This window comes from Burkholderia sp. Leaf177, from assembly GCF_001424345.1.
GTDB lineage: Bacteria > Pseudomonadota > Gammaproteobacteria > Burkholderiales > Burkholderiaceae > Caballeronia.
This window is the reverse complement of record NZ_LMPF01000021.1, coordinates 222,771-237,411: the sequence shown is the minus strand read 5'-3', so window position 1 is coordinate 237,411 and position 14,641 is coordinate 222,771. Positions and strand designations below refer to the sequence as shown.

Annotated in this window: 13 protein-coding genes; 10 read left to right on the top strand and 3 right to left on the bottom strand. The window is 60.6% G+C overall.

The features are described 5' to 3' along the window. Positions 1-2: 2 nt before the first annotated feature. Positions 3-1,745: an IlvD/Edd family dehydratase gene (locus ASG35_RS16535; RefSeq protein WP_056359473.1), complete on the top strand. Its 1,743-nt coding sequence runs from the start codon at positions 3-5 to the stop codon at positions 1,743-1,745. A gap of 63 nt (positions 1,746-1,808) precedes the next feature. Next, positions 1,809-2,738 carry a Gfo/Idh/MocA family protein gene (locus ASG35_RS16530; RefSeq protein WP_056359470.1) on the top strand — a complete coding sequence of 310 codons (930 nt, stop codon included), beginning with the start codon at positions 1,809-1,811 and terminating at the stop codon, positions 2,736-2,738. A 440-nt stretch (positions 2,739-3,178) separates the two neighbouring features. On the opposite strand, the gene araH is transcribed toward ASG35_RS16530, so the two are convergent. The 3 genes from araH to ASG35_RS16515 all read right to left on the bottom strand — a co-directional run bounded on the left by araH (position 3,179) and on the right by ASG35_RS16515 (position 6,831). After that, on the bottom strand, positions 3,179-4,183 hold the full coding sequence (gene araH, locus ASG35_RS16525) for an L-arabinose ABC transporter permease AraH (RefSeq protein WP_056359467.1): 1,005 nt from the start codon (positions 4,181-4,183) through the stop codon (positions 3,179-3,181). A 51-nt stretch (positions 4,184-4,234) separates the two neighbouring features. Next, positions 4,235-5,743, bottom strand: a complete 1,509-nt coding sequence (araG, locus tag ASG35_RS16520; RefSeq protein WP_056359464.1) for an L-arabinose ABC transporter ATP-binding protein AraG — start codon at positions 5,741-5,743, stop codon at positions 4,235-4,237. An 83-nt stretch (positions 5,744-5,826) separates the two neighbouring features. Continuing rightward, entirely contained in the window at positions 5,827-6,831 is a 1,005-nt protein-coding gene (locus ASG35_RS16515) for an arabinose ABC transporter substrate-binding protein (RefSeq protein ID WP_156393248.1), read from the bottom strand. Positions 6,832-7,268: 437 nt separating this feature from the next. Between ASG35_RS16515 and ASG35_RS16510 the strand changes: the two genes are divergently transcribed. The 8 genes from ASG35_RS16510 (at position 7,269) to fhuF (ending at position 14,627) form a co-directional block, all read left to right on the top strand. Next, positions 7,269-8,240, top strand: a complete 972-nt coding sequence (locus tag ASG35_RS16510) for a LysR family transcriptional regulator (RefSeq protein ID WP_056359460.1) — start codon at positions 7,269-7,271, stop codon at positions 8,238-8,240. Between the two features lie 97 nt (positions 8,241-8,337). Then, positions 8,338-8,667: a hypothetical protein gene (locus ASG35_RS16505; RefSeq protein ID WP_056359457.1), complete on the top strand. Its 330-nt coding sequence runs from the start codon at positions 8,338-8,340 to the stop codon at positions 8,665-8,667. 164 nt (positions 8,668-8,831) lie between these two features. Continuing rightward, positions 8,832-9,509, top strand: a complete 678-nt coding sequence (locus ASG35_RS16500; RefSeq protein ID WP_082508417.1) for an RNA polymerase factor sigma-70 — start codon at positions 8,832-8,834, stop codon at positions 9,507-9,509. A gap of 101 nt (positions 9,510-9,610) precedes the next feature. Next, the gene (locus ASG35_RS16495) at positions 9,611-9,853 is read left to right on the top strand and encodes an MbtH family protein (protein ID WP_056360785.1); all 243 of its coding nucleotides are present in this window, start codon (positions 9,611-9,613) and stop codon (positions 9,851-9,853) included. A gap of 46 nt (positions 9,854-9,899) precedes the next feature. Then, a complete protein-coding gene (locus ASG35_RS16490) occupies positions 9,900-10,919 on the top strand; it encodes a TauD/TfdA family dioxygenase (protein ID WP_056360782.1) in 1,020 nt (339 codons plus the stop codon). Further along, complete coding sequence (locus tag ASG35_RS16485) at positions 10,916-11,749, top strand: ABC transporter ATP-binding protein (protein WP_056359454.1); 834 nt, start codon at positions 10,916-10,918, stop codon at positions 11,747-11,749. The genes ASG35_RS16490 and ASG35_RS16485 overlap by 4 nt, the downstream gene beginning before the upstream one ends. Beyond that, complete coding sequence (gene fhuB, locus ASG35_RS16480) at positions 11,746-13,827, top strand: Fe(3+)-hydroxamate ABC transporter permease FhuB (protein ID WP_056359452.1); 2,082 nt, start codon at positions 11,746-11,748, stop codon at positions 13,825-13,827. Before ASG35_RS16485 ends, fhuB begins: the two co-directional genes overlap by 4 nt. Further along, entirely contained in the window at positions 13,824-14,627 is an 804-nt protein-coding gene (gene fhuF / locus ASG35_RS16475; RefSeq protein ID WP_056359449.1) for a siderophore-iron reductase FhuF, read from the top strand. Before fhuB ends, fhuF begins: the two co-directional genes overlap by 4 nt. Positions 14,628-14,641 lie beyond the last annotated feature (14 nt).

Sequence of the window (14,641 nt, the reverse complement as noted above, 5' to 3'; positions counted from 1 at the left end):
CGATGTCAGATGCAAAACGTCCACTGCGCTCCGCCCAATGGTTCGGCACTGCCGACAAGAACGGTTTCATGTACCGAAGCTGGATGAAAAACCAGGGCATTCCCGATCACGAATTCCAGGGCAAGCCGATCATCGGCATCTGCAATACGTGGTCTGAATTGACGCCATGCAACGCGCATTTCAGGAAGCTCGCGGAACACGTGAAGCGCGGCGTGTTCGAAGCGGGCGGCTTCCCGGTCGAGTTTCCCGTGTTTTCCAACGGCGAGTCCAACCTGCGCCCGACCGCGATGTTCACGCGCAATCTCGCCAGCATGGACGTTGAGGAATCGATTCGCGGCAATCCCGTCGATGCCGTCGTGCTGCTCGTCGGCTGCGATAAAACCACGCCCGCGTTGCTGATGGGCGCGGCAAGTTGCGACGTGCCCGCCATTGCGGTAAGCGGCGGTCCCATGCTCAACGGCAAACATCATGGCCGCGATATCGGCTCGGGCACTGTCGTGTGGCAGCTCAGCGAACAGGTCAAGGCGGGCAAGATCACGCTGCACGAATTCATGTCGGCGGAAGCGGGTATGTCGCGTTCGGCCGGCACCTGCAATACCATGGGCACGGCGTCGACCATGGCGTGCATGGCGGAAGCGCTCGGCGTGACGCTGCCGCATAACGCCGCCATTCCCGCCGTCGATGCAAGGCGCTACGTCCTCGCGCATATGTCGGGCATGCGCATCGTGGAGATGGCGTTGGAGGACGTGCGCTTGTCGAAGCTGCTGACCAAGGAAGCCTTCGAAAACGCGATCCGCGTGAACGCGGCGATCGGCGGATCGACGAATGCGGCGATTCACCTCAAGGCGATCGCGGGTCGTATCGGCGTGAATCTCGAACTTGATGACTGGACGCGCATCGGACGCGGCACGCCGACGCTCGTCGACCTGCAGCCTTCCGGCCGTTTCCTGATGGAAGAATTTTATTACGCGGGCGGCTTGCCGGGCGTGATTCGTCGTTTAGGTGAAGCCGGCTTGCTGCCGCATCCCGACGCGCTGACCGCGAACGGGCAGTCGTTATGGGAGAACACGAAGGAAGCGCCCATCTACAATGAAGAAGTCATCCGGCCGCTCGATAACCCGCTCGTCGCCGATGGTGGTCTGTGCATCGTGCGAGGCAACCTTGCACCGAATGGTGCCGTGGTGAAACCGTCGGCCGCAACGCCCGAATTGCTCAAGCATCGCGGACGTGCGGTCGTTTTCGAGAACTTCGATCATTACAAGGCGCGCATTGGCGATCCCGAACTCGATGTAACGAAGGACTCGGTTCTCGTGCTAAAAAATTGCGGGCCGAAGGGATATCCCGGCATGGCGGAAGTCGGCAACATGGGTTTGCCGCCGAAGCTGCTGGCAGCGGGTGTAACCGACATGGTGCGCATTTCCGATGCCCGCATGAGCGGCACGGCGTATGGCACCGTGGTGCTGCATGTGGCGCCCGAAGCGCGCGCGGGCGGTCCGCTTGCAGTGGTGAAGGACGGCGACTGGATCGAGCTCGATTGCATGGGCGGGACGTTGCAACTCGATATCAGCGAAACCGAACTCACCGCGCGTCTCGCCGACTGGGCCGAGACACAGACCGTCACGCCAGCCGATACGAGCGGGTATCGAAAACTTTATGTCGATCACGTTTTGCAAGCCGATCAGGGCTGCGATTTCGATTTTCTCGTAGGATGTCGGGGTGCCGATGTGCCGCGGCATTCGCATTAGACTTCGGGGCAATGCGGCGCGTTGCGCGCACCACATCAACGAAGATTTTTCCAAGGTCCAGACATGACAGAGCAAGTAGCAATTGGCATTGCCGGCGTCGGCAAGATTGCTCGCGATCAGCATTTACCTGCTATAGCCGGGAATTCCGGATTCAAGCTCATTGCTGGCGCGAGCCGGAATGCGCGGATCGACGGGGTCAACAATTATCAGAATGTAGAAGAGATGCTGGCGGCTGAACCGCAAATGCAGGCCGTCTCGTTGTGCGCACCGCCGCAAGTGCGGTTTTCGCAGGCGCGCGCGGCACTCGAAGCGGGCAAGCACGTGATGCTCGAAAAGCCGCCAGGCGCGAGCGTGACCGAGGTTCAGGTGCTCGCTGAGTTGGCGCAGAAAAAGCGATGCACCTTGTTTGCAACCTGGCATTCCAGGCACGCTCCCGGCGTTGAAACCGCGCGTGCCTGGCTTGCCGACAAAGCGATTACATCGGTCGAGGTATTGTGGAAAGAGGACGTGCGCCGCTGGCATCCGGGACAGGAGTGGATCTGGCAGCCGGGTGGATTAGGCGTCTTCGATCCGGGTATCAACGCGTTGTCGATCGTGACGCGCATCCTGCCACATGCGTTCTTTCTGAAGTCCGCGGAATTGTTCGTTCCGGCGAACAGGGACAACCCGATTGCCGCAAACCTGAATTTCAGCGATGCACTCGGCACGCCGATCCGTGCTGAATTCGACTGGCGTTTTGGTCCGGAAGAGCTGTGGCAGATCGAGGTGACAACTCGCGATGGCGTGTTGCATCTGGCGCAAGGCGGGAAGTTTCTGAAGATTGGCGACGAGGTTAAGGACATTGGCAAGGAGAGGGAATATCCGAGCCTTTACGATCGATTCTTCGAGCTGATTTCGAGTGGCGAGAGCGATGTAGACGTCAGTCCGCTGCAGCACGTGGCCGATGCAATGTTGCTCGGCAAGCGGCATGAGGTGGAGAAGTTCGAGGATTGACACGTGGCGCGGCGGCAGATTCGGTGGCTGTTTTGCGAAGAGCAAACCGAATCGTCTGCTGTGCGAAACCAAGGGTTTGGCCCCTCAGATTCATGAGACATCTAGAACTTGCCCGAGAACACTGGTGGCGAAGCGTGTGGATGTAAGCGTTCGGAGGGGGAGGGGTTCAAGTGTCGATGGTTGCGGCGTCGAGCGTGCTTTTCGGGTACCAGAAAGTCCGAAACTGCACGCTTGGGACACTTATGAGCCATCGGTTGAAAGGCGTTTTCTTTGCTTCGTTTCTTTTTCGCCGTCGGAAAAAGAAATGAAGTCCCGCCACGGACAGTGGCTAACAGTGCTAAAGAAATCGGCCAGAACGGAACGCGCGAAGACCTAAAACGCAGCGACCCGGCATCAATCCCGACCACACGTTTCAAACCCACCTAAGCGCCGGCCCTTCCTCAACCCACCCGCTTACTTCTCCGATACTGATCGAAGAGCACTGCCAGCAACAAGATCCCGCCCCGGATCAGATACTGATAGAACGTCGGCACATTCATAAGGCTCATGGCGTCCTGCACGGATCCCATGATCAGCACCCCGACCAGCACGCCTGAAATCGTAGCCACGCCGCCGGTCAACGAAACACCCCCGAGCACGCAAGCAGAAATAACCCCAAGCTCCAGCCCGACCGACGTCTTGGGATCTCCCAAACTCATCCGCGATGCCAGCATCACCCCGGCGAACCCAGTCACGAGCCCTTGCAGCACAAACACCGTTATCTTGATCCGCATGACCGGCAAACCAGCCAGCAACGCGGCTTCGCTATTACCGCCGACCGCCAGCACATTTTTGCCAAACACGGTCTTCTTCAGCAGAAAGCCAAAGACCACAAACCCCACGATATTCGACCAGATCGGAAACGAAATTCCGAGGAACGAACCGCCGCCAAGGTCGAAGAAACGCTCTTCGGAGATCATCACCGCGTCGCCGTTCGACGTGATATAAGCCAGCCCGCGAACCACTTCCATCATTGCGAGCGTGACGATCAGCGAGTTGATTTTCCATCGCGCGATCAGCACGCCGTTCACGAGCCCAACCGCGCCGCCGGCCAGCACACCGCCCGCTATTCCCAACGTAACGCTATGCGTGGACGTGATCAAGGTAGACGCCACCACGCCCGCAAATGCCACGATGGACGCCACCGACAAATCCACCTCGCCGAGCGCGAGCACGAACATCATGGTGACGGAGATCGAACCGATCAGCGTGACCGACAGCAACAGGCCCTGGATATTGCGCGAGCTGACAAACCCCGGCACGGTAAAGGCCAACGTCACGAACAGGATCACGAACACCATGACGATGCCCGACTTGTTGATGAGGTCCCAGGTCCGCGCGGCGCGAGCACGCGCGCCCGTGCTTTGGGCGGGATTCGACTGATTGGTGACAGGGGTTATTTGCATGATGTCTCTATCGTTCGCAGCGCATTGGTCGCTGCGGTGTTATTCGTGAAATCAGCCGGGCAGGGCGAGCTTGATGAGCTGATCGGGCGTGGCTTGCGCCTTCGGCAAGTTGCCGACGATCTTTCCTTCGCGCATCACCATCACGCGATCCGCCACGCCGATCACTTCGGCCAGATCGCTCGATACCACGATGACCGTGCGCCCGGCCTCGGCCAATCCGTACAAGAGGCCGTAGATTTCGCTGCGCGCGCCGACATCGATACCGCGCGTGGGTTCGTCCATCAGGAACACATCGATTTCTTCGGCAAGCCAGCGCGACAGGATGACCTTCTGCTGATTGCCGCCGGAAAGCGTGCCGATGGGCGTATTGCCGTTGCGCGTCTTGATGGCGAGCTTCGCGATGTAATCAGTGGTGGTCGCGGCTTCCTTGCGGCTATTCAAGATGTTGAACGGGCTGAAATGCCGGCGGCAACTCATGTTCATGTTGTCGGACACCGAAGCGATCGAAACGATGCCTTCCTGCTTGCGGTCTTCCGGACACAGCGCCACGCCCGCGCGCACCGCGTCGCGCGGCGACCTGAACTTGCGTCTGGATCCTTTCAGCACGATCTGCCCCGACACGGGTTTCACCGCGCCGTAAATCAGCTTCATCAATTCCGAACGACCGGCGCCCACGAGCCCGAAAAACCCGACTATCTCGCCCTTGCGCACGCTGAACGACGCCGGTTCCGCCAGTCCAGGACCCATCAGCGCTTGCACATCGAGTTGCACGTCGCCGATATCCCGCGCGCGATATCCGTACACATCGTGAATGGAGCGGCCGACCATGCAACTGATCAGGCGATCGCGTTCGAGTCCATCGACTTCTTCGAAAGTTTCGATACGCCGGCCATCGCGAAAAACCGTCACGCGATCGCAAAGCGCATAGACCTCGTCCATGCGATGCGTCACGTAGATGATCGCGCGCCCTTCGCTTTTCAACGCGCGGATGATCTTGAAGAGTTGCTCCGTTTCGCGCGATGAGAGTGAGCTCGTGGGTTCATCGAAGGCGATCACGCGCGCGTTGCGCATCAGCGCCTTGCCGATCTCGATCATCTGGCGCTGCCCGATCGACAAGTGCTTCACTTGCATGTTCGGATCGATCTTTTCACCCAGTCGATCCAGCTCGGAAATCGCGCGTCTGACCAGCGCTTTTTCATCGAGCAAACCGAAGCGGTTCGGCATTGCACCGAGCATCAGGTTCTCGGCCACGGTCAGCTCGGGCACGAGATGCAACTCCTGATAAATGATCGCGATACCCGCTTCGATTGCGGCCTTGGTGGTCGTGAATTGCTGCTCCACGCCATCGAGCGACAAGCTTCCGCCGCTCGTTGAGTTCACGCCCGACAGCACTTTGAGCAAGGTCGATTTGCCCGCGCCGTTCTCGCCCATCAGCCCGTGGACTTCGCCCGTGCGCACACCGAGCGAAACCGAGTCGAGCGCAAGCACGCCGGGAAAACGCACGGTGATGTTATCGAGTAAAAGATAAGGCGCGGCCGTGGCCACTGCGGTATCCATCATTGAGCGTTCCTTGGTTGAAAACTGAAGCGGGCGTCATGACGCGCATGACATGCATGACGTGCACAACGCCCTTGGCCAATCGCTCAGATACCCAGTTCTTTCCGCACGTCCTGCCAGTTGCTGCGGACCATCAGCTTGCCGGTGGTTTGTGTATCGGCGGGCGGCTGCTTGCCGTTCTTGATCCAGTCGACGAGGTTCTGCGTGCTGTCCTTGCCATGGTTCGTCGAACTCACGGCGATAGTCCCGTAGAAGCCCGTTTGCTCTTTCTTCTGGAACTCGGCAAACGCTTCGCCTGCACCGTTGATGCCCACGCCGATCACATCAGCCGATGCAATATGCAGTTGTTCGGTCGCGCGCACGGCGCCGAGCACGGTCTCTTCGTTGATCGCGTAGATCACCCATTTCTTGATGTTCGGATGCTGCGATAAAACCGGCGATGCGGCGTTGAAACCGCCTTCGTCGTCGGTGGTTTTTTGCGGGGCATCGAAGATATTTTCCTTCTTGAAACCACTTGCCAGAAGCGTTTGCGTGGCACCGTCCGTGCGTTGCTTCGCGGTCGGCAACTCGTAATCCGTGATGCGCAGCGCGCCGACTTCCTCGGGTTTCCAGCCGCGCTTTTTCATTTCATCGGAGATGGCCGTGCCGACCTGGTTGCCGATCTTGAATGCGGACATGCCGAGGTGCGGCACGTTCGGCAAAGGCTTGCCGGTCGAATCGACGAGTTGGTCATCGACCGTGACGAACTTCATGTTGTAGCGTTTTGCGCGGGCCTGGATGGCCGGTCCGAGACGCACGTCGGGCGCGCAGATCACGAAACCCTGAGCGCCTTGCGCGCCGAGGTTATCGATTGCCGACAAAACCTTTTCACCATCCGGCGTGCCGATATTCACCACCGAGAATTTTTCTTTCTGACCAAGCGCGGACGCTGCTTTCTGCTCGTTGATGAACCAAGCCTGCTCGGGCATCTTCACGAGGAACCCGACCTTGAGCGGTTCGTCGGCATGAGCGGACATTTGCGATGCGAACGGAATGCCTAGCGTGGTTGCAGCGATCGCGGACAAGGTCAGACGGCGAAGCTTGTGGTTCAGCTTGTGGTTCATGGTGTTGTCTCCTGGTTGAATTAAGGCTGCATGCGTGGGTGGCATGCAGCGAAGCGCAGGCTTGCAGCCCGTTCGCTCTTTGATGCTGTCCGGCGGTCCTGCGGGTCAATCGGTGCGCGCTGATACGAGTTTTGGTTGTTGCGTGCTTAGTAATTCGCGTGAATCGGATCGCGGCCTTTTAGAATTCGCTTACGCCTTGAAAGCGCGTCGCGAGCGCAAAAGGCCGAGTCTCAGGTCCTGAAGTTTGAGTGCATCTTAAGGAAGCAGCCGATTCCTTTCCAATCAGTTTTTTGACGATCCTGATATCAAAATGGGTATGTCGGCGGCGCTCCTACATTTTGGGATCGAACCCTACGCAATCTGGCGCCCGCCGGTCAGGATCAGCTACGATTGGCCATCGAAATAATCAGAAGCAGGCGCATTGCATGGCTCAAAACTACTCGAACGTAACCGTGCGCACGCGCCTCAAGACACGGCAATTGCTGCTTCTAGCGGCCATGGAAGAAGAGGGCAACGTGCGGCGCGCCGCCGATATGCTGGGCATGACGCAGCCGGCGGCATCGCGTTTATTGAAGGAACTGGAGGACGTGCTCGAGGTGCGGCTCTTCGACCGCACGCCCCACGGCATGCATCCCACGCTCTACGGCGAGGTGATGATCCGGCACGCCCGCATGGTGTTGTCGAATCTGAGCCAGGCGCACGATGAAATTGCGGCATTGCGCGCGGGACTCGTGGGTCAGGTGCAACTGGGCGCAATCGCCGCAGCCGCCGCGACGATGGTGCCGCTTGCCATTGCACGCGTGAAAGCGAGCTATCCGCAATTGCAGATCTGGCTTCAGGTGGAGACATCCGACGTGATGCTGCCGCTAGTGGCTCAAGGACATCTCGACATCATGGTCGGCCGCGTTCTGGAACGACAAGGCCAGTTCAAGGACGCGGTTCGTTACGAACCTATCGCGGAAGAACCGCTTTGCGTGGTCGTGCGCCCCGGTCATCCGCTCGCCAATTCAAGCGGGCTGACCATGGCGGATATCGTAGGCGAGGGTTGGGTGCTGCATCCGCCGGGAAGTGTGCTGCGGCATCGGTTCGACATGGTGTTTTCGCAGATTGGTCTCGCCGCGCCGGACAACGTGGTGAACACCAACAACATGGTTGCCATCTCGGGCATCTTGCTGCAAAGCGACATGCTCGCCGTGATGCCGGAGGAGGTTGCGCGGCAGTACGAAGAGTTTGGGACGCTGAAGCGGCTTGCCGTCGAACTGCCGTGCCGCATGGACGCATTCGGAATCATTACGCGGCAAACGCGCTTGTTGTCGCCGGCGGCAACCGTCGTTTTGCGAGCATTGCACGATGCCGCGCTGGAAGTTTACGGCGCGCGCGTGGATGTTATTGCTTGATTAAACGGCCTTAGGAAACTGTTCATGAACACTTAGCTAAGCGCTTAGGCACGGCGACTGCTTTAGCAATCCTTAAACAGATTCTGGAGAGAAGACCATGTTCAGCTTTAGCGAAAGTATTTATCGTGGATATCGAATTACGGCTTGGGCGCAGAGCGCTCTGGAACTGACCGATACCAGCCAGCCCGCCCGCTTTATCGCCCGTGCAGTCGTGGCCGGGACAGCGGCAGCCGTGATGGATTATCGACTGCCCGTTCCAGATCTCGACGCCGCGTCGTTCCCGCAACCGGCAACCGCACGTCACCGCGCCGAAGCCGCTGCGCGCGCTTATATCGATGAACTGCGACGCGACGAAGAACGCGAATCGGCCGGACGTTACGGACGTTCGCGCACCGGCGGAAATTTGGGCGCCGGCGCGGCCGCATGAGCAAAGAGAGGGTATAACCCGGACCGGCCAAGCGGCCGGTCCGAGCATTTGTCATGTACCGGCATCTAAGACTGAAAGCAAGAAAGACCTTAGATGTAAGGTGTATTTGAGAATGCTTCTCGTTTACGTTATATTGGGTCCCTACTTAAACGAGGGGCAACTCTATGACGGAAGTGCTCGACCGGCCGACACAATCGCCCGCCATACCGCTAACACCTCCATCACTTTTCGCCTCCGAGACTGGCTGGCGGCCCATACAGGACGGGCGGCCGGCCGTTGAACTGACGACGCAGCCCGCACGCACGCTGCTCGACATCGCCATTTCCAACCGGCCGATGCTCGTCAACATGGCGCGCGGTTTTGTCGGCTGCGGCAGCCGCGCGGAAGACGTCGTCCACGATGTCTTCATCAAGCTCATCGACTTTCCGAATCAGGACGCCGTGCGTCAGCCCGCGGCGTATGTTGCGCGGATGGTGCGCAACGCATCTATCGATGCCTGCCGTTCGCAAACGCTCGAAAACACCTATCACGCCGATGAAGACGATGGCCTCGACGTGCCGTCGCCGCAATGCACGCCGGAAGTCATGGCCGAGACCCGCGACACGCTGCGTCAGGTTCTGGCCGCGCTCGAACAATTGCCGGCTCGAAGCCGCGTGGCCTTCGAGATGGTGCGGCTGCGCGAGGAAACGCTGAAAAGCACGGCAAGCGCGCTTAACGTTTCGCAAACGCTGGTTCATTTCATGGTGCGCGACGTTGAGAAGCATTGTGCGGACAGCCTCGATGCCTGCAATCGTGGCGACGCTCATCCGCGTTATTTCGACGGTTGCGCGCGTCGCCGGTAAAAATTCGCATTCGCGAAGCGTCTATTCCATACAGATGGCGCCGTAAGCTGAAGCTTCGCGGCCGCCAACCTCTCCCGTTTTTTCCGACAAGGCCGCCGATCATGACGCAAGCCCAGCACACTCCGACCGCCTTCGCACGCGAGGCGGATGAACTCGAATACACGGTTGTCATCAACGACGAAGAGCAGTATTCGCTCTGGCCGACCTTTCGCGCGATCCCTGCGGGCTGGCGTGCGGTCGGCGTAACAGGTTCCAAGGATATGTGCCTGGCGCATATCGAAACTGTCTGGACCGACATGCGTCCCGCCAGTCTTCGCCGTCACATGGATGGCGCCGCGTCCTGAAAATTTTGCAGTCCGTGCCATGGAATTTGCGGCAGGAGAATTTCGCATGAATTCACTTTCAGAGGCGCTTCCCGCGACACTTCCAACGCTGGACGATCTGAGCATCGAACCTGGATTGCCAACCGTGGTGTCGCCAAAACCCGGCGTCGGCATTTCGCTTGAAGATGCCGCCGTGCCGCTGCGCACGATCATCGACAGTACGCTCGAAAAATGCGGCGCTTTGCGCTTTACCGGCTTCGAGGTTGCATCCATAGAAGCATTCCAGCGTTTCGCGGCGTCGTGCGGCGACCCGCTTATCGGCTATGAATTTGCGTCTACGCCGCGCAGCCAGGTCGAGGGCGCCGTTTATACATCGACGGAATATCCGCCGCATCGCTCCATACCGCTGCACAACGAGCAGTCGTACACGCGCGAATGGCCGCTGCGCATCTGGTTTCATTGCGCGCTCGCGGCGCGATCGGGCGGCGCGACGCCGATCGCGGATAGCCGCGCGATTTATCGTGCGCTCAGTCCCGCGCTGGTCGAGCGTTTTGCCAAACGCGGACTGCTTTACGTGCGCAATTTTGGACAAGGGCTCGATCTTCCGTGGCAAAACGCATTCGGCTCCGACGACCCCGCGGTGGTGGAACAGATTTGCGCGGCGCGCGGTATCGAATACGAATGGCGCGATGGTGACGATCACGAACTGCTCTTGCGCACCCGCGAACGCTGCCAGGCGGTCGCGCGCCATCCGCGCACCGGCGACATGGTGTGGTTCAACCAGGCGAATCTTTTTCACTTGTCAGCGCTCGATGAAGACATGCAGGAAGCGCTCGTCGATGCCGTCGGCCTGGAAAACGTGCCGCGCAACGTCTATTACGGCGATGGCGAATCCATCGAAGCCGAAGCGCTCGCGGAAATCCGCGGCGTGCTGGACGAGCAGCGCATCGTGTTTCCATGGATGACCGGCGACGTGCTGATGCTCGACAACATGCTCACTGCGCACGCGCGTGATCCGTTCGAAGGACCGCGCAAGGTCGTGGTCGCCATGGCGCAAAGCTACAGCGAGCGGGCGGACGCACGATGACATTATGGGCAGGACCCGCACTGACCGCACGCTCGCTGACGGTCGGGTACGGGGAACATGTCGTGCTCGACCGGCTGGACGTGAGTATTGAAGCGGGGCGCGTCACCGCGCTTTGCGGCCCGAACGGTTGCGGGAAAAGCACGCTGCTGCGAACGCTCGCTGGCTTGCAGCCCACGCTCGATGGTCATGTCGAAGTGAACGGTGTACCAGTTGGTACATTGCGCCGGCGCGAGCTTGCCCGGACGCTGACCATGCTCGCGCAGTTCAACCAGATTCCGGCAGGGCTGACTGTGCGCGAACTGGTGGCTTACGGGCGTTATGCCTACGGCGGCTGGCTGCGCGGATTGACGCGCACGGATCACGCGGCAATCGACGAGGCACTCGACGCAAGTGGTCTCGCCGCCGATGCATCGCGCGACGTAGCCGCGCTTTCTGGAGGCGAACGTCAGCGTGTATGGATTGCGATGGCGTTGGCGCAACAGGCGCCTATTGTCTTGCTCGACGAACCGACGACCTATCTCGACATTCATCATCAGCTCGATATCCTGCGTGAATTGCGGCGCTTGAACCGCGAGCGCGGACTGACCATCGTATGGGTGCTTCACGACCTCAACCAAGCCGCCGCGTTCAGCGATGAAATCGTGTTGATGCGTGCCGGCCGGATCATTGCGCAAGGCGCGCCCGACGCCATGCTCGACCCGCACCATCTCAACGATACTTTCGGTGTCCAGATGCTGAAGATCGCGCATCCGCAAACAGGCGCGCCGATGTGCGTGCCGGCTTACGAAGCGGAATTCCTGAGCAACGCGCCCAGGGATCTGGTGGCATGACAACGCTTGCCTCATCTTCAGAACGCTGGCGTGCGCCCGTCAAAAGCTGCGTCGGTTTGCTTGCCACCTTGCTTGCGCTTTTGATCGTCGCGGTCGCGCTCTTGCGTCTCGCGCCCGATGTCCATGCGTGGCTCGCCGCGTCACCCGGCAGCGACGCCGCGCAACTCGCCGGCGTATTCCTTTTCGATCTGAACGCGCCGCGCATTGCGGCCGCGCTTGTCGCGGGCGCTTGTCTGGCGGTTGCAGGCACGCTTTTCCAGGCTTTGACGCGCAATCCGCTGGCGTCGCCCGATCTTCTCGGCATCACGGGCGGCGCGCAACTCGGCTTGCTCGCCGCGATGATCCTGCCATCCGTGTTCGGCGCGGCGTCCGTGCCGTTGCTTTTCGTGTGCGGTCTCGCGGCCGCCGCGTGCGTTGCGGCGGCTGCGGGCGGATGGCGCGCGACGCCGCTCAGGCTCGTGCTGGCAGGCAGCGTCTGCATGCTGCTGTTCTCGGCAATATCGACACTTCTGCTGGCGTTCTTCGAGCAAACCGTGGTGGGTGCATCGCTTTGGGCGAGCGGCAGCTTGTACCAACCGGGCGCAGCGGGGTTGAAGTCCGCGCTTGCATGGCTCGTCGTCCCGCTCGTTGCGCTGCCATTCGTCATGCGTCCGCTCGACCCGCTGTCTCTCGGCGACGATGCCGCCGCTGCCGTCGGCGTCCGTATCGATGCCACGCGGCTCGCGGCGCTAGTCGTCGCGGTCGGTTTTGGGAGCGTTGCCGTGAGCATCGCTGGCCCGCTGTCTTACGTCGGCTTGATCGCGCCGAATGTGCTGCGGCAGATCCGGGGCGCGAAGGCGTCGAAGCTCGGCGCGCTCGTGCCGCTGTCCGCGCTCGTGGGCGCAGCAATCGTGCTCGTCACCGATACCGCCGTGCTATCTCTCGATCTCGATTCGACGCTTTCAACTGGCGTCGCTATTGCGTTTGTAGGCGCGCCGCTGATGCTCGCGATGATCCGCGGCGGCACCGCGTGGGCCAGTATGCTGAATGCAGGCCAGGAACGTTCTGCGCCAGCACGCAGCACGCTTTTCCTCCGCACGATGAACGTTTTGCCGTGGCCCGCCGTCGCGGCGATCCTGCTCGCAATCGGCGCGGTGATCCTGATGATCGGCGCATCTTCTGGTCCTGAATGGCTCGGTCCCGAACGCTGGCTCGGTGTGCTCGAACATCGCGACGACATAGCCCGCATGCTGTTGGATCTGCGCCTGCCGCGGCTTCTCTGTGCGTTGCTCGCGGGCGCGCTGCTGGCATCGAGCGGCGTGTTGATGCAGAGCATCGTGAGGAATCCGCTGGCGGGCCCCGAAGTGCTCGGCGTGACGCAGGGGGCAGGGCTGACGACGCTCGTCGCGCTGATGATCTGGCCGCTCGCCGGCCACGCAATCCTTTCAGGCGCCGCGTTGACTGGCGGCGGCGTGACGCTTCTGCTTACCTTGTTGCTCAACCGACGCCATCATTACGCGCCGCTCGCGGTGGCGTTGACGGGGATTGTCATCGGTACGATGTGGACCACGTTGTCGCAATGGCTGGTCACGCAGCAAAGCGTGCAACCTGCGCGCTTCGTGGTATGGCTCGTTGGCGGGACATACGGGCGCAGTTGGGGCGAAGTCGCGGCGCTGCTGCCGTGGAGCGCGCTTGCGTTGCCGGTACTCGCGCTGCTTGCGCGGCCGCTCGACTTGCTCGCCCTCGGCGAGGATCAGGCGGTCGCGCTAGGCGTGCCGGTCAGCGTGCTCCGGCCGCTCGTGCTGACCGTTGCCACGCTTGCTGCATGCGCAGCGGTGGCGGCGGTCGGGCCCGTGGGGTTTATCGGATTGATGGCGCCGCATCTGGCGAACATGCTCGGCGCGCGGGCGCACCGGACGCGGCTCTGGCTCGCGGCGGCGATTGGCGCACTGGTTCTCGCCGCCGCGGATATCGCCGCACGCACGCTGCTCGCGCCGCGCGAGATTCCGGCAGGCGTGTTGACGGCGCTGATCGGCGCGCCGTATTTGCTTGCACTTCTGGTCATGCAGGCAAGGCGCGAAAAACGGAGCGGACAATGAACCCGGATTCGGCATCGAACATTTCGCAATGTCTCGCTGTATTCGCGCCGGCGTCGATCGCGCAGTATCTGCAGAACGTGTGGCTCGGTGCGCCCGATCAGGTTCTGGAAACGAACGATGTCAGCATCCCGCTTTTGTCTCTGCGCGCGCACCGGAACGCGTTGCTCGATGCCATGGTCCATCACTATGGCGGCGATCCCCGGCTTCACGCGCGTGCGCTGTTATCGCAATGGAGCAAATATTATTTCGGGCTCGCCGCGCCGGCCGGAATATTGGCGGCGCGTTTGCTGAGACGTCCGCTCGACATGTCGCCGGCGCGAACGCGGCTCGTCCTGCGCGAAGGCATGCCTGTCGCTTTGCATTTCACAGCCGATGCACTCAAACCTCGCACCAACAACGCTACTCTTAATTACGCCGGCTTGATCGAACATCTCGATGCGGTCATCGAAATGCTCGCTGGAATGACGCGCATCGCACCGCGCGTCTTGTGGAGCAACGTGGGCAATTTGCTCGACTACCTGATGGAGCAATGCGCGTTGTTGCCGGGCGAAGCAGACGATCATGGCGATGCCGCATGGCTTTTCGGATCTTCGTTAGGCGAGAACGGCGAGCCCAATCCGCTGCGCATGCCCATCCGGCAAATGAAGCCGCGTTCGGCGCTATTGCCCAATCCGTTTCGCGCGCGCCGCGTGTGTTGCGTGCGTTACGAGATTCCCGGAGAAACGCAACTGTGTTCGAGTTGTCCCTTGTTGCTAACCATGCCCGACGATGAACTCGCGCTGCAGGAGGCTATCGCGTGAGAGGGCTTTTGTTT